This is a genomic window from Flagellimonas yonaguniensis, assembly GCF_029193885.1.
GTDB classification, from domain to species: domain Bacteria; phylum Bacteroidota; class Bacteroidia; order Flavobacteriales; family Flavobacteriaceae; genus Flagellimonas; species Flagellimonas yonaguniensis.
This window is the reverse complement of the sequence record NZ_JARFVB010000004.1, coordinates 280,539-301,188: the sequence shown is the minus strand read 5'-3', so window position 1 is coordinate 301,188 and position 20,650 is coordinate 280,539. Positions and strand designations below refer to the sequence as shown.

The window sequence follows — 20,650 nt, the reverse complement described above, 5'->3', positions numbered from 1 at the left end:
AAAACAATGGAGAAAATGGCTCGAAATAGTCCATACGGCAAACATGATTTCATTGTAATGGTTGATGCCCAATCAATTTTTTTACTCAAAAAGTGATTTTATCTTTTCATGATGGGAATTGTCACTCATTTCAAGTATTTCTTCCAATAAATCTGTGGAGATGGGTTTTGCACCGGGATATCTGTTTTTTTCCAGAAAACTCCTCAAGGCCTTGTTCAATTGGTTTTCCCCAATCAACTCACTCAGTTCCACAAATACAATCGCACCCTTAGAATAAGCCAAGTAAGTTTCTCCTGGAGCCACTTTAAGCAAGGATTTTTTTTCATGCAATCCCTTTTCGGCATCATAAATCTGCTGATGGATGGCCACACGTTCCATCATTTTTTCCTTTCCATACATCTTTTTATAGATCATCATTTCGGTGTACATGGCCAAACTTTCGGTCAGCATGGAATAACCTTCCCTGTAGTCGGGCACAATTTGATTGGTACCCCACCAAAAGTGGGCCACCTCATGGCCTGCAAGTTCGTTCACTACGTCCTGATTGTCCCCGGCACCGAGATTGGCATTGAATGTCATGTTCTCCGTCATGAAAATGGTTCCTGGGTAGGCGGTTCCGGCAAAACCTTGCGTGAACGATGAGACTTCGGAGTAATTGATGGATGTAAAGGGGTAGGGACCAAAATTTTCGATACAATAATCCAAGGTAAGTTTGGTGTTTTCAATAAGATGGTCAACATTGTTTTTGTGCAATGGATGATGATAGACCGTAATATCAATATTGTTATGCTTTACACTTTTTGTTTGATAAGTGGCAGAGGAAACGGCAAATCGGAACGGAATGGATGCTGCAGCGTATTCATAAAAATTTCTACCATCAATCTGCCACTGCCGTTGTAATTCTCCCGTACCTACGGCTATTTGGTTTTTTGGTGTGGAAATTTGCATGTTGAGCTCAATGGCATCAACGATAACATCCTTAGGTGCTCCCAGCTTTTGTAGCTCAGTGGATGTGCCCAACCCATGTTTTTTTCTCAACCGGATGTCGGCGAGTTCTTTCCCTTCATCATATCCAAATTGAGGAAAATACCGACTGATTCTCATAAATGAACCCTCTTCAACTATGGCATTGAAAGGGTCATGGCTGTTTATAGGATGCCATTTGTAGGACAATTCAAAAGATAGTTTTGCAGAATCATTTGATTGAAGGGGTTGATTTAAATACAACTCAGAAATCGGCTCATCCACGCGAATTGTTTCATTTTTGTATTGATAAACAAGGGATTGGATCTCAAAATCCTCTGGAACATGAATCAGAATAGAATCAATTGGTTCCATATAGGGGTTTTTTAAGATATACTCCCCTTGAATGGTATAGGACCGTTCATTTGGATATAAATTTATTTTAGTATCCACTTTTTTGATGATGGGTTGATTTATATGTTGATATTTTCGATACTTTTTTTCGTAGGAAACACGCTCTGCGATTTGTTCCTCTTTCTTCTTTTGTGGAATATGGTTTTCTAAATATTCTGAGCCACTGAAGACAGCAATGATCATGCAAATGGTAATTCCGGTTCCTGTCGCCAATTTTCTTGGGCGAGACTTGATCAAATCGTACACAAGGAATAAAATGCTGATAAAAGAAAACCCAAAAACGAGTCGCCATAGGAATGGGTATAGGTAGGCTCCATAGCCAAGAAAATCGCTGTAAGTTCCACGATAACCTGAGAAGAAACGGAACAGGGAATTATCTATGATACTTTTTGAAATGGGTGTCGCGAAAAGCAAAAAACTCAAGATAGAAATCCCCAGGGCGATGGCTTTGTTCTTGCTGATTGTATTGATGAAAAGCAAAAACAAGGCAAACAACAGTAAGGGGAGTGTGTTAAAAATGAATACCCCAACATAGGCCTCCCAATCAAAAATAGGGAACCTGAACACCAACTGAAAAACAATGGCCTCTATAAGCATTATTGCAGTTAGTGATAGTATCAACAAGAAAATGCTTCCGATATGACCAGTACGTTTTTCGGCCACATGATAGGTAGTGTTCTCAATAATGGAAAACCCACTGGCCTTACTCCGCCAAAAGATATCGTTTACAAAGTAGACCAGAATCAAACCTCCCAACGCATAGAACGTATTGTTGATGGTTTGCGCCAAAAGTCCAGAACTGGCATAAAGTTGAGGCATACGAACCCCTTTATTGATATCATCGAACATTTCCACCCCAACATAAAACAGAAGTAATATGGAAATGGCCACAAAAGCAATGCTTTTGAAGATATAAATTGAATCAACCTTGATGACCGAGAATGTCGCTTGCCACTTTGATTTTCGGTTAAATGTGGTCGCTGTCGTGAAAAAAGGTAGTAGTCGTGTATTTTGCTGTAAGTTTGAGCTCTTTTTTTGAGATTTCCCTTTAAATCTAGGTAGAAAGGAAAAGGAACGAACTCCTAAATATACCACGCCCAGGGAGAAAAGGGTAAATATCAACCTATTGATAAGTAATAGATTGGTAAGGGGAACAACTTGATTGTTCCGTTGAAAAACATTGAGGTCTTTGGCTTCAAAAAAGTACCCGGAAAGCCCAAAAACATCCACTAAGGCGGAAATACGCTGTACCATCAAAGATTGTGGCATAGCCTGCGCCATAAAAGGAGCATTGGAGAACATCAGGGCTATCATGTAAAACACATACAGTAATAGACCGGAAATGGCTACCAGTAATTTATTTTTAAAAGCTTGTGCAATAAAGAACAGGATGCAGCACACGACCAAGGTGTTGATAGCTCCAAATATCAAGAAAGGGTATGTAAAGTGCCATAGGTTAAAGCCTGGGTTCATTTGGGCATTTTTAGACAAATGGAGTCCGACCATGTACCCTATGATCAAGGTAAAAAAACCGAGCAAGGTAACTAGGTAGAAAGAACAGAAGCGGGCAAGCGCAAATACTTTTTTCTTGATGGGAGTGGAAAAAACAATCAAACCATAGTTGGCATCCTGCTCTTTGAACAATAGTGAAAATGCCAGTACAGTGGCGATTAAAATGATGGCTAGGCTCAATAACCCGATCATAAAACCAACCGAGTAGGAGGCATTCCCAGCAAGCTCATCCCCGACTGAAATATTGAATTTAAACCCGGTCAGGAATCCGATGCCCACAAAGACCAGTAGGGCAGCATAAGTTGCTTTTTGCTTTACAATGGTCTGTATATCGTTTAAGATGATCGTTTTCACAGTGCTGTAGTGTTTAAATGTGTAAAGTAGGCGTGTTCCAAACTGGGGTCTGTGGCCGTAAAACCAGCAGGGCAATCATCGGCATGAATGGTGATGTGCATGACCCTTTCCACCAATTGCTTACTTATGATTTGATGGTGGGACTCCAAGTTGGGCAGTTCTTCTTTGGAAGTCGCTTTGCTCCACAATTTTCCATTTAATTGATCGAGGTAGTCGTTAGGCACTCCTTGGGAAATAACATGGCCCTTTTTAATGATGGCCATTTGTGAACAGAGGTTCCTTACATCTTCCACCAAGTGCGTGGACAATATGATGATGATGTCCTCGCTGATATCACTGAGCAGTGTATTGAAACGATTTCGTTCTTCTGGGTCCAATCCAGCTGTGGGCTCATCTACAATAACGATCTTGGGTTCGCCCAATAATGCCTGAGCCACTCCGAAACGTTGTTTCATGCCACCGGAAAACGTATGGACCTCTTTGTTTTTGACATCGGTCAAATTCACTTTTTCCAATAAATTCATGATTTGATCATGACGTAGCTTCTTGTTCGAGACTCCTTTCAGCTTGGCCAAGTGTTCTAAAAGGTCATAAGCGGATACTTTGGGATAAACCCCAAAATATTGAGGCAAAAAGCCTAAATGCTTTTGGATATCCAGTGGGTTTTGGACCACGTTGGCACCATTGAAGCTGATGCTCCCTTCCGTTGGTTTTTGCAGTCCAACAATGGTTTTCATCAGGGAAGACTTACCTGCACCATTGGGCCCCAAGAGTCCGAATATTCCGTTTTGTATTTCTAGATTTAAGGCAGTAAGCGCCTTGTACCCATTGCTGTACACAAGGGATACATTATCGATTTTTAATGTATTCATGATTTAAATATGTTGAAAGAACTATGCTACATAGTCAATGATATCTCCTGGTTTACAGTCCAATGCTTTACAGATGGCCTCGAGGGTTTCAAAGCGTACACCTTTCGCCTTTCCATTTTTAAGTATGGATAAATTAGCTGGGGTTATGCCAATCTCTTCAGCCAGGTCCTTGCTCTTGATCTTTCGTTTGGCAAGCATCACATCAATATTTATAATAATCGGCATAACTTAGATATATAGGTCTTGTTCGTTTTGTAAAGACAATCCTTGATTGAAAATTTCTGAAATAATGAAAATAAAAACCCCCAAAACAAGATGTAACGCTACAATGATGAATATTCCTTTACCAATCTCAATGAAGAATGATGAAAAGGCAACAAGCACGATGGGGAAAATCAAATTTGCTGAATAAAACCGCTTTAAATGTGCAATATTGGGTTGGGTAAAAAGCTTTTCTTGATAAAACACTTTAAATACATTGGAAAGCAACCAAAAAAATAAAGTATAGGACAAAACAGGCAATAAAAAGGCAAATAGAAAATACGACCAGTTGTTGTCCAATATTAAAAAGGAAACATCGGTAAAAGGATAATTGATCACAGCTCTGGCATCCTCGATTTGAGTATTGGTTTTTGTAATCCACGAGAAAGCTCCGTACAGTGCAATTACCAAATAGATCCAAGCAAGACTCCTGATAACGGCGTACAATATTTTAGATATTACTCTTGTTTTTTTCATTGGTTAAATGATAAATGTTTCTGCAAACATATAAAAAATTATCGTAAAACAATAATAAAATGTTTTTTTATTGAATTTTATAAAATTTTTAAGGAAGGAAGCCCCAAAAAATCAAAGACAGTGGAAGTTGAAAGACCTTGGTGTCCTATTTCTTCGAAGAGCATTTCTTTTGGTTTGCAAACTTTTTTTGAATTGGGAGTGATCTTAAATGTTCTTGATAACCATAGATTTTAGGTTTCCTTTTCAAGGTTTTCGATGGCTTTAAAATCTGATGGGGTATTGATGTTCCAAATGGATTTGGTGTGTGATTTGGGCAATACAATGATTTTGGTCTTTAGTTTGGCCAGTAGTTTTTGTAGGCCTAGTTTTTTTTCATCAATGGCTTGACTGAAAAAGGGGAGACAGCTTTTTCGGTAAATGCCGATCAATGGCATTTGTACTCCTTCACACTGAACAATAAAGGCATCATGTTCCTCATCGATGCCTTCAATTAAATAACGTATAGTGTCCTGTGTTAAAAAGGGTGTGTCGCAAGCAACGACAAGATTGAACTCGGTTTTGGAATGTGATAAACCGGTGTGGATGCCTCCAACGGGCCCAAGTCCGGGTACCAAATCGGGAAACCTTGTTATGCCCAGCTCATCCAATTTCTGATTGTTGGACACCACAAAAACATCTTCAACACATTGTTGGACTGTTTCCAGAATATGTGAGATGAATGGTTTGCCATCAAGTTCTAAAAAAGCTTTGTCCATCCCCATTCGAGTGCTTTTTCCTCCTGACAGTACAATGCCCGGTATGTTTGCAGGGGTCAACATGCGTTGGTGCCACTTTTTGGATTGGGATAATTGTCTGATTGGTCCTCGATGGTATTGTCCAAACAAGCAAAATCCTTTTCCAATAACAAAGAAAGTTGCTTCCCGTTCTGCAAATCCATAGTGCCGTTGAAACCAACCTTGTCCGATGTGGCCCATTCTGATAGTTCCTTATCGGCTAAGTATAGTGTGATGGTATTTTCCTCAAAAGAAGCCTCCAAAGTATCAATGCCTTTCTTTGCTTTGAGCACGTAGGTAAACACGCTATGGCCAAAATCCGTGGTCTCTTTATAAACGCCTGTTTTACAAAAGGTTTCCACTTCAGTTTTGGTCAATCTATATCGTATGGAATTATTTTTGATCCTAATCTTCATGTTTTTTGGTCAATTTACTCAATTCAGATGGTTTTTTTGTAGTGCGGGATGCGGGTCGATTAGGCTAAGGTTGAATATTGCATTACATTCTACTTTGATTAAAATACTGTGTTTATGATCGTTTGAAACCAATTCCATCTTATGGAATTCATAATTTATCTGGGATTCAAACAAAAAGGCTACAAATCTGTTGGAGGACCATATCAGATTGACTAGGTATTTAGTAGATTTGAGGAGAAACCAACTATTCAACTAACTCATGACCTTTAAGCAACGTTCTTTTTATTTCTTTTTTACATTTTTAGTGACCTGTGCAACTTTGGCCCAGGATTTTGAAGCCTTACAATATCGAACCATCGGACCCTCTAGGGGAGGTCGGGTAACTACCGTGACCGGGACTGCTATGCTGCCCGGAACTTTTTATTTTGGAGCATCGGGTGCAGGTGTCTGGAAAACCGATGATTATGGAACCACTTGGAACAATGTTTCCGATGGATTTTTTAAAACACCATCAATCGGAGCTATCGAAATTGCGGCCAATGACCCCAATATCGTATATGTAGGAACAGGTTCCGATGGAATCCGTAGTAACATTATCTCAGGAAAAGGGGTTTACAAATCCATAGATGCCGGCAAAACCTGGGAACATATCGGATTGGAAAATGCGGGCCAAATTGGAGCCGTGGAAATAGACCCCACCAACAGTAATATTGTTTGGGTAGCTGCTATAGGAAACGCATTTAAATCCAACAAGGAGCGTGGTATCTTCAAAACCACTGATGGAGGAAAAACTTGGGAGAAAGTCCTGTATGTTTCCGAAGAAACGGGGTTTGCCGATCTGGAATTGCTGCCAGGGAATCCAAATGTGATATATGCTGCCGCTTGGAAAGCCCGTCGTACACCATGGACCATTGATTCAGGAGGCAAAAACAGCGAAGGGGGTATCTACAAATCCATAAATGGAGGGAAGGATTGGGAGAAATTGGAAAATGGCCTCCCCGAAGGATTGATTGGTAAAATTGATTTAGCGGTTTCCCCGGTGGATTCCAGAATACTGTATGCGGTTGTGGAAGCCCCAGATAAGGATAGGGGATTGTATAAATCAGAAGATCAGGGAAAATCATTTACTCATGTTTCCGATGATGTGAGATTGGTAAACAGACCATTTTACTATACCAATATTGAATTGGACCCGACCAATCCCGATATTGTGTACTCCAATGCCAACCCATTGATAAAATCCACTGATGGCGGAAAAACATGGAAGCGCATGAGCGTTCCACACGGAGACAACCACGATATATGGCTCAATCCGGATAACCCGGATTTATTGATTCAGTGTAACGATGGAGGTGCCAACATATCCCACAACGGAGGTAAAACATGGTCAACACAGTACAATCAACCCACGGCTGAAATTTATCAGGTTGCAGTGGATGACCAATATCCATATTGGGTGTACGGGGCACAACAAGATAATTCCACATTGGCCATCCCAAGTATGGCCCCCAAGGCATCATCCCCTGCAAACGGAAGTGATATGATGAGTGTTGGAGGATGCGAAACAGGACCTGTAATCCCAATGCCCGGTAACCATTACATTGTTTACAATAATTGCAAGGGTCGCTTTAGCGTATACAGCAAAAAAACAGGGCAAAGCCGTGAATACTCTATTGGCGCATCCAATATTTACGGACACAATCCCAAGGATTTAAAGTATAGATTTCAACGTGTTGCCCCAATCCATGTATCCCCATTTGACCCGGAAGTGGTGTACATGGGGTCCCAGTTCTTGCACAAAACCAACAACGGTGGTAAAAGTTGGGAGATCATTTCCCCAGACTTGACGGCGAATGAGCCAGACAAGCAGGTTATTTCGGGAAATCCGATAACTCGCGATATTACGGGAGAAGAATATTACAGTACCCTGTATTCCATCAGGGAATCCAAAATCAGTAAGGGCGTTATCTGGACGGGTTCCAACGATGGCGTAATTTCCGTGACCAAAGATGGCGGTGCAACCTGGGAGGATGTTACGCCCAAAAAATTACCAAAAGGAGGAAGGGTTGAGTCCATAGAACCATCACAGTTCAATCCTGCAAAAGCATATGTTGCCGTGGATCGTCATTTATTGGGCGATACCACACCATATCTGTATAAAACTGATGACTATGGGGATAGTTGGGAATTGATAAGCACCGAATCCAATGGGATACCGTCCGATTATACCACAAGGGTGCTAAGGGAAGACCCAGTTCGCGAAGGGTTGTTGTATGCCGGTACCGAGTTTGGCATGTTCGTATCGTTTGATGATGGTGGAACTTGGAAGAAGTTTCAACAGAACCTTCCGGTAACACCGATTACGGACATTACTTTGTTCCGAGGAGATTTGATTTTAAGTACCATGGGTCGCGGTTTCTGGATTTTGGACAAGGTTACCACCCTTCAAGATGAAAATATTACAGAACTGGGAGAAACACCGGTTTTGTTCAAGCCTGATGATACATATAGGTATCAAACTCCATGGGGTGGGGGCCGTTTCCCAGAATACCCATCAACCAGTGTGATTATTGATTACTATTTACCATCCGATAGTATAGGAGGTATAAGTCTTCAGATTCTGGATGCCCAAGGGAAGGAAGTTGCAACTATTGTGAGTGATTCCACGAAGTTGAAGTCCACTACCGAAAAGGTGGATGATATGAGCCTTAGCATGACGTTCGTTTACATGGATGAAAAACTGGGGACCAAAAAGGGGTTGAATCGATTTGAATGGAACCTTCAGCAAAAAGGAGCATGGGACAAAAACAAAAGAAGGCGATTCAAAAACGGTCCCATGGTGCTACCAGGGAACTATACCGCAAAATTGGCCGTAGGGGATGAGACTTTCGAGAAATCCTTTGAAGTTCTCATGGATCCCAAGCTTGAAGTCGATAGGGTTTCTTTGACCGATATGAAAGAGCAACAGGAACTCCAGTTCAAAGTGATCAATCTGTTATCGGAAGCGAAAATGCTTCAGGACAAAGTAGAGGATAAAATCAAGGAGCTTGAAAAATCAAAAGTAGGAGAGGCCAAAATCAAGCTTTACAAAGATATTTTGAAGGAGCTCAAAAATGATGAAGGAGCCTATCCGGAAGTGGTAATGGTGGCCCAAATATCCTATCTGTATTATATTGTAAGCGGTGCCGACAAAGAGCCCGGTCAAGAGGAAAAAGATAGTTATCAAGAACTGTTGGCCCAATTCAACGAGCTCAAGCAAAAGGCCAATTTATAAAACCATGTCAATTCGAGCACAGTCGAGAGTTTAATGATCTGCGGTAATCAATAGGTTTCGACTGCGCTCAACCTGACAAAATTCAAATAGCATCGATTTGTGGACTTTTCCGCAATCAATGGAGTTCCTCGCAATGGAAACCTTTGTTCCGCAGCAGCGAAGAAATTATCGGCGCATTCAGGCTTTTGGATTCAACCCGAAGGATATTGTCACAATCTTCGAGGTCAAAGTTCCAACAGCCATTGTTGTCAACCAATCTGTTCAACGAAGGGCGAAGTTTTTTCACTTCGCCTTTTCGTTTTACCGAAGTTTTGAATACATGGACGGTCATCATCGTTTAACTACGGTCATAAAAAAATGGAGGCTCAATGTCCAAGGTTCTCAAATAAACATACCCCTGTCCACGGTGATGAATCTCGTTATCTATAAAATATAGGATTGAGGATTGAACCGTACCTTCGTATTGTCCAAAAAGCGTTATGTGTTCTTGGTAGCGTTCCTCAGGGATTTGAGCCCATAGTTCATTGATTTTTTCCGTGTCCTCGTCCCATTTTTCCAAAAACTGGGCTTTTGTTTTTCCATAGTCCCTGTTTTCATCAAAATCACCGATTTTACCTGAAACGATTTCTGTGAGCCCGGGAACGGCAATAGCCAAAAGCTCTTTTGTCATCTCTGCAAAAGGGCGCATACCACCAATACTATGGTTAAAGAACTCGTTTTCTGGAAAGGCTTCGATTACCCTTCGGGTAAGTCTTCTGTGTCCTTGGTAATGCTCCAAAAACTGCTCTGGAGTAATTACTTGTGCTTCGGTTTGCTTCTTAATGGTGTTTTCCATGATGCTTTGTTTTTTAAAGGTTTATTGTTTCTGGAACCAAAAGTAGAAGGGGGATGTGACAGCCCTTTGTCAGTAGAAAAAAAGTGCATGAAAAAAAAGTTCATGACAAGCTGTTGTCACTCGGCAAGCATAGCTTTGTCAAAGTGATGATGTGTCGGGTCGTGTACTAGAGGATAATAATGATTGTATGGACTCTGATTTGAAATTCTGATTCTCGATACGATTTTTCTTTGGTTTCGACTTCGCTCAACTACCAAAAATCACTCGAACTGACGAATTTCAATTAAAATGCAAAACAGCTTATTTACTAAATAAAGAAATCAAGATGAGCAAGAAAAGATCTCCCGTCCTTGGATTGAAATCCTATCTTTGGGAGATAGCTCACACAATTATGGGAATGGATACCGCAAAACGCTTTGATAGGATAGTGGCCATTTTAATTCAGTTGCAGTCCAAAAGGATTGTAAAGGCACAGGAATTGGCAGACCGCTTTGATGTGAGCCTGCGCACCATTTACAGGGACATTCGAACTTTGGAGGCTTCGGGCGTGCCCATTGTGAGCGAAGCAGGTGTGGGATATACCATTATGGAAGGCTACCGATTGCCACCGGTAATGTTTACCCGCGAAGAAGCCGGAAGCTTTGTCGCTGCGGAAAAGTTGATGCAAAAATTCACTGATAAATCCCTCGGAGCTTATTATGAGTCGGCCATGTTCAAACTTAAATCGGTCTTGCGTGGAAAAGAGAAAGATTGGGTGGAAGCTTTGGAATCCCAAGTATCCATAGTGCCAGGGCAGGTTTTGTTCAATGAAAAGGTGCCCAATGCCCTTGAAATTCTGTTTGAGAGCATTGCAGAACGGAAGCAGGTATTTTTAAAATATGAATCACTTAGGGAAGAAACCCCATCAGAACGGAGAATTGAACCCGTTGGACTTTTTCATGAAAACGGATTTTGGTACATATTGGGCTATTGCCATTTAAGGACGGATTACAGATATTTCCGGACGGATAGGATTCACAAGATCGCAAGAACATCATTGGATTTTTTATTGGAGCACGGAACCATTGAAGAGCATCGCAAAAAACGAGATGAGGTAGCGAAAACACGAGTACGGATACTGGTGGAAAAATCAGTGGCCAAGTACATAAAAGCTGGAAGAAAATATTATGGTTTTATTTCAGAAGAGGTAAAGGGCGAACAGGTGGAAATGACTTTTATGACCATGGATATGAAGAACGGCTTTGCCAGATGGTATCTCATGTTCGGAGATTATGCAACTATCATTGAACCCGAAGTATTAAGAGAAAGAGTGTCTGAAATCTTGAAGAAGAGTCAAGAAATGTTGACCGCCTAATTTTTAGAAGAAGTGGATTTATTTACCGGACAGATAGACCCCAAGAAGAACTGGTTGCCCAAAGATGGCGTTGTCCATTATTATGGACCTATTTTGAATCATGCGGAGGCCAACCGATATTTCCAACAATTATTGGAGACCATTGCTTGGAAGAGGGATGTTGCCTTAATCTATGGCAAACGGATAGAGACCAAACGAAAGGTAGCATGGTATGGAGACCAAGCCTTCGAATATACCTATTCCAATCACACTAAGAAAGCATTGCCATGGACTCCAGAATTATTGAAATTGAAGCAACTTATCGAAAAGCTCACTAAAGAGACCTATAATTCGTGTTTACTGAATTTGTACCATTCAGGGGAAGAAGGTATGGCATGGCACAGCGATGCAGAGAAAGACCTAAAGAAACACGGGGCCATTGCTTCCTTAAGTTTCGGAGCAGAGCGAAAATTTGCCTTTAAGCACAAGGAATCCAAAGAAAAGGTAGGGTTGACCCTCGATCACGGAAGCCTTTTGGTAATGAAAGGGAGTACCCAATCACATTGGCTTCATCGCCTACCACCAACAAAGTTGGTAAAGACACCGAGAATCAACCTTACTTTTAGAACAATAATCAGTATTTAGTTATTGGTCTGCTCCGTCTGCCTTTGCCCTATCAATGGTATATTGAGCGACCTCTCTCCCTTGGTCCGTGCCCACTGTGGCATCAAAACTCCAGTGAATGCCTCCATATACTCGGGAAATTGCAGCTTCCTCAGCCCAAGCTCTCATCTGTTCAGCTTCTTCCGGAAAGATATAGGACAACACTTCGGATGCTGCTGCAGAGAAAACACTATGCCCAGAGGTGTAACTCGGAAAATTTGGAGTTCCCGCGATGGTTTCAAATCCTTCAATCAATTGTATGGGTCTAGGATAGTGATAGTAATACTTGGCGTCCCAACAACTGATGCCTGAATCCATAATGGCCATATTCATGTAGGCAAGGGTCCTTGTTGTTTGTAGTGGGTTCAATTTTTTCTCCACGATCAATTCATTGGCGATATGGTTCCAATGGCCTGGCGGGGTATATGTTCCTAACCCATCTTGCCAAAAATTGGCTATCCTTCTGTGTTCTTCCGTCATGTTTTTGGCATAGTCCTTCAGTAGTTCCATATCGTCCAATAATTCTTGGGAGTCCAACTCAGGTGGAGCCATTGGCCGTACACTTTCTACATCATCGATACTCCACATGGTCACTTGACTAAAGAGCGGAGTAAGACCCACGGGACGCTCTGGAATCTCCAAGTTGTCCCAAGCCCATCCGAATCTATCGTAGGCGGCTTGTTTTATGGAATCCGATACTGCTTTTGGTGTCTGTGCGTTCTTCATGCCATCGTTGGAGGCCCTTGTCAATGCAGTTTCGGAAACCGCATCCCCAATTGTTGTTCCTGCGGAAATGTCGCTCATTACATTGCCTCCCGAAAGCAATAGGCTTTCCAAGTGCTCGTCTTCCATTTGCTGAAGATATTCGGCTTCAAGCGGGAACATGGCCGTCAGTATATTTTTGGATGCCCTGGCAATAACAGCTCCATCCGAAGGGTAGGAAGGGATATCGTTTGCTTCATAAGCGTAATCGATACTTTCATCCACAATAAAAGGAGCGGCTCTATTGTATTCGTATTTATGGTGCCAGGCAGAGATGAGTCCGTCAAACTGGGCTACGGACATATAGGCCAATGCCCTACAGGCATAAGGAGGGTGTGCAAAGGGAAATGCCGGCGGTCCATCCGGATTGGCGGGGTTGGGCAAGGTGTAGGTGCCATCTGCATTGGGCCCAGGTATTAAATTGTACTTGGCAATGAGTTCCAATGCAATTTCGTTCCAGCGGACTGCAGGATTATTGGTCCAATATTTTATGGCGCTTTTTTGGTCGGAAGTTATGTTGGTCATAGCTTCTTTTACCTCTTCCAATTCATTTTGATAGCTTTCGGAATCGATAGCTTCAGGAACAGGTATTGCAATGGAGGAACCAGACTCTTCAAGCACGGGAACCCAATTCCCGCCATCTTCATCAAGTTCGGCGTATGCATACCCTTCGTAAGGTATGTACTGTGGTGTATCTTTCTCGCAAGAAGTCAAAAGTATAAGGCCCAGGGCCACAAACAGTGTGTATATTTTATTGCTCATCGGTAATTTCAGTTTGTTTCTTGATTACATTGAATTGATAAGTCAGTCCAAATCCTGTATTGCTGAACTTGGGTAAGTTTCTTCCGTTGACCACCCGGTTATGGTAGGCTACAACCCCTAAACCTTTAATGGATTTAAAGTAGTACTGTGCGGAAAACCCTATCCTTTCAAATTCAACTTTGTTGGTGGGTTGCGCAGCGTTGTAAGCTCGTATATCATCCCCACTGGTTGAGTTAAGATTGGTATAGCTCAGTTCCAGTTTTAAAGAGGTGTCGAAGAGCCATTTGCCTAGAATGGCTTCGTAAGTCCATGCATTGGGAACGTCCATCCAAGCAGTGTAATAACTACCATTGTTATAGTAATAGTCCCGTTCGGCTTCTGTATATCCTCGCCAAAGATGTGCAACGGATGCCCTAAAGTAGAATTGGTTGTTCAACTCATACTGACCAATGGCACGCAAGGAAAACTCGGGAGCTCCGGCGCCAATACTGTAAGGTCTGTAGTCGGAAAGGTAATTGGTGAACGGCGTGGAAAATCCTGCTGTTCCCAAAAATGAAATTCGGCCAGGTCCCAATTCTTTTCGAATGGGTCTGTATTTTATGGCAAAGCCAATATCCTGAAACCCTCTGGCACCGGTAAATTTCCCTCCATTAGGTTCTGAAGATTCGGTTTTTACATAAGGCAGGCTTACATAAAAATTAAGGTTATCCAGAATACCAATGGCCGCCATGGGAAGTATGGTGTTTCTGTCTACAGTGGCGATGGTCTCGTTGGACCTTAGGTACGACCCTTCCCAATATCTATCAAAAGTGCCCATATCGTAAGAAAAAAGAACGCAAATGTTCTTGGAGGGCATCATAAGGGCATCGGAAGGGGTTTGTGAATGAATGGATTCCATCGGAACAAGAAATATCAACACTCCAAAGAGTGCCGATGCCCACCCAACCTTTTTCAAATGAAATAGTTGTAGTGGATAGAGGTGTTTTTTTAATACCATAAAATAAGTTTGTGTAAATTGATTATCAGTTAGTTAATTTTTATTGATTGTGCGGCTAAAATAGAGTTAGACAATAAGTTGTAGAGCTAAGGAATTGTCAATAATGGTTAGGGAAAAGGTAAATGGGTTGTGAGTTGGTTAATTTGAGTTAATAAAACCCAAATCCTGATTATGGTTTTATGAGTGTTGTCATATTTTCGGGCATAACATCCTATGGGAAAGAAAAAGCTGGGGGAAAGAAAAAGCTGGGGGAAAGAAAATAATGGTATCATAACCTTGATGCCCCAAAAATTGAATAGTTTGCAGTCTGAATAAAAAATGGCCAATTGGCCTTTCAAAGATTTACAGAGAACACCACAATGAAAAACATTTTCTTTATTCTTATGGCCGTTGGGTCATTATTAAATGTCCAAGGACAGACCATAGATGTTATTTCCTATAATATTCGATATGATAATCCAGATGATGCGCCCAATAACTGGGATAACCGAAAGGATTTCTTGATTTCCCAACTCAATTTTTATAATCCTGACGTATTCGGTATTCAGGAAGGATTGATTCATCAAGTAAAGGAAATCGATGGAGGATTGGAGGAATATGCCTATTTTGGAGTTGGTCGAGATTATGGAGATGAAAGAGGGGAACATACCGCTGTTTTTTATAATCAAAAGAGGATAAAGCTTCTGGACCAATCTACGTTTTGGCTTTCCACCACACCAGAAAAACCATCCAAAGGATGGGATGCCGCCCTTCCAAGGACGTGTACCTATGGTGTTTTTGAAAACAAGGATGATGGTTCCAAATTCATGGTTTTTAATACACATTTTGATCATGTTGGGGTAAAAGCACGTGAAGAAAGTTCCAAGCTCATACTTGAAAAAATAAAGGAATTGAATACCAAAAACTACCTGGTTGTGGTCACTGGCGATTTTAATCTGGAAAGCGATAGTCCGGGTGTGCAAGTAATTCTGACCGAAATGGCAGATACACACATAGCCGCAGGAAAGAAAGCTTTCGGTCCAGAAGGAACTTTCAATGGTTTCGAATTCAACAAACCTGTGCGACGAAGAATCGATTATATTTTTGTTTCTGATGAGTTTGAAGTGCTTAAAAGTGCCATTTTGAGCGACTCAAAGGATACTAGATATCCATCGGACCATTTACCTGTTTTCGCACGATTAACCTATTGAAAACAATTCAAAGGACTTTAAAGCTTTTTGTTTTCCTTTTTCTTTGAAGAAGCAGGTAATTCAGTCGTATTATTTATACTCGTTTTAAGTAACTTCAAAAAACCCAAAAACAATGTTAATTTTATCGTGATGTTTTGGGAAACTGTCCAAATTGTTGTCGGAAATCTTTAACTTCAAAGGAATTAATCAACATTATGGCAACTTTCACAATTAACATTAACGGAACAAAACAAGAGGTCGATGTAGATCCGTCTACACCAGTCCTTTGGGTTTTACGAGATCACCTAAATTTAGTTGGGACAAAATACGGATGTGGAATAGCGCAATGCGGGGCTTGTACCATTCATTTGGATGGTACGGCGACCAGAGCTTGCATGCTTACCGTTTCATCCGTAGGAAATTCGGAAATCACAACAATAGAAGGATTATCTGAAGAAGGCGACCACCCAGTACAAAAAGCATGGTTGGAAGTGGATGTGCCCCAATGTGGGTATTGCCAAGCAGGTCAAATTATGACCGCTTCTGCACTTTTGGAGAAAAACCCAAACCCGACAGATGAAGAAATTGAAATGGCCATGAACGGTAATATCTGTCGTTGTGGGACTTACACAAGAATCAAAAAAGCCGTAAAACTAGCGGCTAAATCTTAACCCATAAAACTAGTAAAATGACACTTGTAAAGACAAAAATAGGACGACGCGCCTTCATTCGGAATACAGGATTGGCTAGTGGTGGACTTGTTATCGGGTTTAGCTGGCTAGCTTCATGTAAAATGACTCCTGAGCAGGTAAACAGCCTGCCAGATGAATGGTTCGAACTTAACGGTTTTCTTAAAGTAGGGGATAATGGTATGGTAACGATAATGTCACCGAATCCCGAAATCGGCCAGAACGTAAAAACATCCATGCCCATGATCGTGGCCGAAGAGCTCGATACAGCTTGGAAAAATGTGATAGTGGAACAAGCACCACTGAACACCGATATTTTCACACGTCAATTGGCCGGTGGTAGCCAGTCTATCCGACAAGGATGGGAAAGCTTGCGAATGGCAGGAGCTACGGCAAGACATATGTTAAAAGAGGCTGCCGCACAAGCATGGGGCGTTTCAGCGGATGAAATTACCACTGAAGATGGTGTTTTGACTCACGAAGCAAGCGGAAATTCCGCTGGCTATGGGGAAATGGCCTCCGCTGCTACAAATATCGAAGTGCCCGAAGAGGTGCAGTTGAAAGACAATGGTAATTTCTCCATTATCGGTACGGACAAGAAAAATGTGGACGGTCCAAAAATAGTTACTGGCCAACCACTTTTTGGTTTGGATGTTTATAAAGAAGGCATGTTGACAGCCATGATCGTACATCCGCCAGCTTTTGGAATGAAATTCAAGAGCATGAATGCAGAATCGGTAAAATCAATGCCCGGAATAAAAGATGTCTTCCATTTTGAAGCATATCCCGAAGATGTTCAAAAAACATGGTCGGATGGCGGTGCAATTCCAGAATTGGTGGCGATTGTCGGCGATAGCACATGGGAATGCATGCAGGCAAAAAAAGCATTGGATGTGGAATGGGAAGAGGCGTCCGATTTAGAAAGTACCTCATACCATGATCAAGCGCTTGCATCACTTTTGGAAAAGCCACAAGAGGAGCCAGCAAGAAAGGACGGGGATGTGGACGCAGCTTTTGCAAAAGCGGCAAAAATTGTTGAAAGTACGTATTCAGCACCCTATTTGGCGCACAATACGATGGAGCCCATGAACTTTTTTGCGCATGTAACCCCAGAAAAAGCGGAATTGCTTGGTCCAATACAAACTCCCGAGTTTTTGGAGCAAACATTGGTGTCCAGATTGGGAATGCCAGCCGAAAAGATAGATATTATGATGACCCGCATGGGAGGTGGTTTTGGCCGTCGCTTGTATGGGACCTTTGCTGTGGAAGCAGCCGCAATTTCCCAAAAAATGAATGCTCCCGTTAAGTTGGTGTATTCTAGGGAAGATGATATGACGCAAGGTACCTATCGTCCATCCTATAAGGTTAAGTTCAAAGCAGGTTTGGATGAAACTGGAAACTTGATCGCTTGGCATGTAAGGGGGGCAGGTACCAATGATGATTTAATCTTTGAAAACCGTTTCCCTGCAGGAGCCGTGGACAATTATTTAGCAGAAAAGCATAGCTTGCAAACGAATGTGACCACTGGAGCATGGAGAGCTCCACGTTCCAACTTCATTGCTGGTGCGGAACAGGCTTTTATGGATGAAGTAGCCGAAGCAGCAGGTAAAGACCCATTGGAATTCCGTTTAGAGCTTTTTGATAGGGCCATCAACAATCCTGTTGGCGATCCAGAAAAGAACGATTACGATCCAGAACGTTATGCAGGAGTGCTGAAATTGGTAAAAGAAAAGGCCAATTGGGGCTCTGAATCAGGTAAGGCTCGTGGTGTTGCAGCTTATTATTGTCATAACTCCTACGTAGCTCAAGTTTTGGAGTTGGAAGATGGTGGGGATATGCCAAGGGTCGATAAAATTACCTGTGCCGTGGATTGCGGTATCGTCATAAATCCGTTGGCGGCCAAGAATCAGATAGAAGGTGGAATGATCGATGGTATTGGTCACTCAACCTATAGTGCATTGACTTTTGAAGACGGAAGACCACAGCAATCCAATTTTGATAGATATCGCCTCATGCGTCATTCCGAAGCACCAAAAAATATCGAAGTACATTTTGTGGATAATGGTATAGACCCGACCGGCCTGGGAGAGCCTTCTCTGCCACCAGCCATTGGAGCTTTGTCCAATGCATTGTACCAAGCAACGGGAAGACGTTATTACAATCAGCCTTTTATAAATGATAAGCCACCATTGGTAGGTTGATCATGGATAATAGAATAGTTAAATAATGACTGGTCAGTAGATGTATTTTACTGGCCAGTTTTTATTTGAAATGATATTCTTTTCAAATATTGAACATAATGTGTTGATTGTCAAAATGTTGATATGGATAAAATTTTTCACAAAAAAAGTTGCCATATCAATTTTTTATCTATGTTTGCCTCATGAATGAGTCCATAATTTCTGGACGCATTGCCTACAAGCTTTGAAGACTTTTTTCATGTTCGGGCTTTTGGGGATAAGAAAGTCTACCCAAAAAGCCGTCTTAAGATTAAGACACCGAATACAAGGGCTGACTTTCGAAGAACAACATCATTTTAACCGTGATTTTTCGCGGACTCCTTACTTTGTACCATACACCGTATTTGAATTTCGTATCTGAGAACCACCAGTTCTACAGACCTCTTTTTATCTATCATTAATTACATCATTGCGAAATTTAAATGAAAACGAAATACATCGATTTAATCGAGCAGACCTATGATTTTCCCCAAGAGGAATTTGAATTGAAGAACAATACGCTTCAATTCCATGGGATAGACCTTAACGATTTGGTGCAACGCTACGGTACACCTCTAAAGTTTACTTATTTGCCCAAAATATCGGACAACATACAAAGGGCGAAGGGTTGGTTCAATGCAGCTATTAAAAAACATAACTATGCAGGGAAATATTACTATTGCTACTGCACCAAAAGCTCTCATTTTGAGCATGTACTGAACGAGGCATTGAAAAACGATATCCATATCGAAACCTCTTCGGCTTTTGATATCAATATTGTGGAGCATTTAAAGAAGGCTGGTAAAATCACAAAAGACACTTATGTGATCTGCAACGGTTTTAAACGAGATCAATATATTCAAAATATTGCAGGATTAATCAATGGGGGACATCACAATTGTATCCCGATAATTGACAATTACGAGGAAATCAACTTGTTGGGCGAGGCTATTGAGGGCAAATTCCAGATTGGAATCCGAATTGCTTCCGAAGAAGAACCCAAATTTGAGTTTTATACCTCCAGATTGGGTATCGGGTACAAAAATATTGTTCCGTTTTACAACCAGTCCATAAAACCGAATACCCAGGTACAATTGAAGATGCTTCATTTCTTCATCAACACGGGTATTAGGGATACGGCCTACTACTGGAACGAGCTTTTAAAGTGTTTAAAAGTGTACATCAACCTGAAAAAGGTATGTCCAACCTTGGATAGCCTTAACATTGGTGGTGGTTTTCCTATCAAAAATTCTTTGGCGTTTGAGTATGATTACGAGTACATGGTGGATGAAATTATCCATCAAATAGGTCAAGCTTGTGAGGAAGCTGGGGTTGAATTGCCCAATATCTTCACAGAGTTCGGAAGCTTCACAGTTGGCGAAAGTAGTGGCAATATATACGAAGTGCTTTATCAAAAGCAACAGAACGATCGTGAAAAATGGAACATGATCAATTCGTCTTTTATAACTACAATGCCAGATTCTTGGGCCATAAGCAAGAAGTTCATCATGTTGCCCATCAACCGTTGGAACGATGAGTACGAACGTGTGCTTTTGGGAGGTCTAACATGCGATAGCGATGATTATTATAATTCGGAGCAGCACATGAACGCCATTTATTTGCCCAAATATAAAAAGGACAAGCCCCTTTACATTGGATTTTTCAATACGGGAGCTTACCAGGAAACCATTGGTGGATTTGGTGGCTTACAGCATTGTTTGATTCCCAATCCCCAACATATCCTTATAGACAAAGATGAGGATGGAAATATCAACACACGAGTTTTTGCAGAACAGCAAACCGCGGGAGAGTTTCTTTCCATACTTGGATATGGAAATAAAAAATCGGCTGATGTAATGGTAGAAGCAAATAGTTTACCAGTACCTAGCAACAACTGAAAAAGGA

General features: G+C 41.5%; 17 protein-coding genes. 7 read left to right on the top strand and 10 right to left on the bottom strand.

Annotated elements, in window-relative coordinates:
- Positions 1–81 precede the first annotated feature (81 nt).
- From PY092_RS19670 to PY092_RS09530, 6 genes are all read right to left on the bottom strand, one after another.
- Positions 82–3,243 (bottom strand): ABC transporter permease/M1 family aminopeptidase, encoded by a 3,162-nt coding sequence (locus tag PY092_RS19670; RefSeq protein ID WP_275615624.1) that lies wholly within the window; start codon positions 3,241–3,243, stop codon positions 82–84.
- Positions 3,240–4,115 carry an ABC transporter ATP-binding protein gene (locus tag PY092_RS09550; RefSeq protein WP_275615623.1) on the bottom strand — a complete coding sequence of 292 codons (876 nt, stop codon included), beginning with the start codon at positions 4,113–4,115 and terminating at the stop codon, positions 3,240–3,242. The genes PY092_RS19670 and PY092_RS09550 overlap by 4 nt, the downstream gene beginning before the upstream one ends.
- Before the next feature lie 21 nt (positions 4,116–4,136).
- Complete coding sequence (locus tag PY092_RS09545) at positions 4,137–4,340, bottom strand: helix-turn-helix domain-containing protein (protein ID WP_014034008.1); 204 nt, start codon at positions 4,338–4,340, stop codon at positions 4,137–4,139.
- Positions 4,341–4,343: 3 nt separating this feature from the next.
- Positions 4,344–4,853 (bottom strand): DUF2975 domain-containing protein, encoded by a 510-nt coding sequence (locus tag PY092_RS09540; RefSeq protein WP_275615622.1) that lies wholly within the window; start codon positions 4,851–4,853, stop codon positions 4,344–4,346.
- Positions 4,854–5,083: 230 nt separating this feature from the next.
- Positions 5,084–5,671 carry a molybdenum cofactor guanylyltransferase gene (gene mobA, locus PY092_RS09535; protein ID WP_275615621.1) on the bottom strand — a complete coding sequence of 196 codons (588 nt, stop codon included), beginning with the start codon at positions 5,669–5,671 and terminating at the stop codon, positions 5,084–5,086.
- Positions 5,665–6,042, bottom strand: coding sequence for a DUF7009 family protein (locus tag PY092_RS09530; RefSeq protein WP_275615620.1), 378 nt, complete (start codon positions 6,040–6,042; stop codon positions 5,665–5,667). The genes mobA and PY092_RS09530 overlap by 7 nt, the downstream gene beginning before the upstream one ends.
- 259 nt (positions 6,043–6,301) lie before the next feature.
- Here PY092_RS09530 and PY092_RS09525 point away from each other — a divergent pair, with 259 nt between their 5' ends.
- Positions 6,302–9,316 (top strand): VPS10 domain-containing protein, encoded by a 3,015-nt coding sequence (locus PY092_RS09525; protein WP_275615619.1) that lies wholly within the window; start codon positions 6,302–6,304, stop codon positions 9,314–9,316.
- A gap of 115 nt (positions 9,317–9,431) precedes the next feature.
- Here the strand turns inward: PY092_RS09525 and PY092_RS09520 are convergent, their stop codons facing one another.
- Positions 9,432–9,650, bottom strand: coding sequence for a hypothetical protein (locus tag PY092_RS09520; RefSeq protein WP_275615618.1), 219 nt, complete (start codon positions 9,648–9,650; stop codon positions 9,432–9,434).
- Positions 9,651–9,653: 3 nt separating this feature from the next.
- The gene (locus PY092_RS09515) at positions 9,654–10,151 is read right to left on the bottom strand and encodes a DinB family protein (protein WP_275615617.1); all 498 of its coding nucleotides are present in this window, start codon (positions 10,149–10,151) and stop codon (positions 9,654–9,656) included.
- 391 nt (positions 10,152–10,542) lie between these two features.
- Here PY092_RS09515 and PY092_RS09510 point away from each other — a divergent pair, with 391 nt between their 5' ends.
- Positions 10,543–11,505, top strand: a complete 963-nt coding sequence (locus tag PY092_RS09510; protein ID WP_275615649.1) for a helix-turn-helix transcriptional regulator — start codon at positions 10,543–10,545, stop codon at positions 11,503–11,505.
- Positions 11,506–11,517: 12 nt separating this feature from the next.
- Positions 11,518–12,129 (top strand): alpha-ketoglutarate-dependent dioxygenase AlkB family protein, encoded by a 612-nt coding sequence (locus tag PY092_RS09505; protein ID WP_275615616.1) that lies wholly within the window; start codon positions 11,518–11,520, stop codon positions 12,127–12,129.
- On the opposite strand, the gene PY092_RS09500 is transcribed toward PY092_RS09505, so the two are convergent.
- Both PY092_RS09500 and PY092_RS09495 read right to left on the bottom strand, forming a co-directional pair.
- Positions 12,130–13,671, bottom strand: coding sequence for a vanadium-dependent haloperoxidase (locus tag PY092_RS09500; protein ID WP_275615615.1), 1,542 nt, complete (start codon positions 13,669–13,671; stop codon positions 12,130–12,132).
- Positions 13,661–14,668: a transporter family protein gene (locus tag PY092_RS09495; protein WP_275615614.1), complete on the bottom strand. Its 1,008-nt coding sequence runs from the start codon at positions 14,666–14,668 to the stop codon at positions 13,661–13,663. Before PY092_RS09495 ends, PY092_RS09500 begins: the two co-directional genes overlap by 11 nt.
- Before the next feature lie 359 nt (positions 14,669–15,027).
- Between PY092_RS09495 and PY092_RS09490 the strand changes: the two genes are divergently transcribed.
- From PY092_RS09490 to PY092_RS09475, 4 genes are all read left to right on the top strand, one after another.
- Complete coding sequence (locus PY092_RS09490) at positions 15,028–15,858, top strand: endonuclease/exonuclease/phosphatase family protein (RefSeq protein WP_275615613.1); 831 nt, start codon at positions 15,028–15,030, stop codon at positions 15,856–15,858.
- 194 nt (positions 15,859–16,052) lie between these two features.
- On the top strand, positions 16,053–16,508 hold the full coding sequence (locus tag PY092_RS09485; RefSeq protein WP_275615612.1) for a (2Fe-2S)-binding protein: 456 nt from the start codon (positions 16,053–16,055) through the stop codon (positions 16,506–16,508).
- Positions 16,509–16,525: 17 nt separating this feature from the next.
- Positions 16,526–18,727 carry a xanthine dehydrogenase family protein molybdopterin-binding subunit gene (locus PY092_RS09480; RefSeq protein WP_275615611.1) on the top strand — a complete coding sequence of 734 codons (2,202 nt, stop codon included), beginning with the start codon at positions 16,526–16,528 and terminating at the stop codon, positions 18,725–18,727.
- A 461-nt stretch (positions 18,728–19,188) separates the two neighbouring features.
- Positions 19,189–20,643, top strand: a complete 1,455-nt coding sequence (locus PY092_RS09475; RefSeq protein WP_275615610.1) for an arginine decarboxylase — start codon at positions 19,189–19,191, stop codon at positions 20,641–20,643.
- The last annotated feature ends 7 nt before the right edge of the window (positions 20,644–20,650 follow it).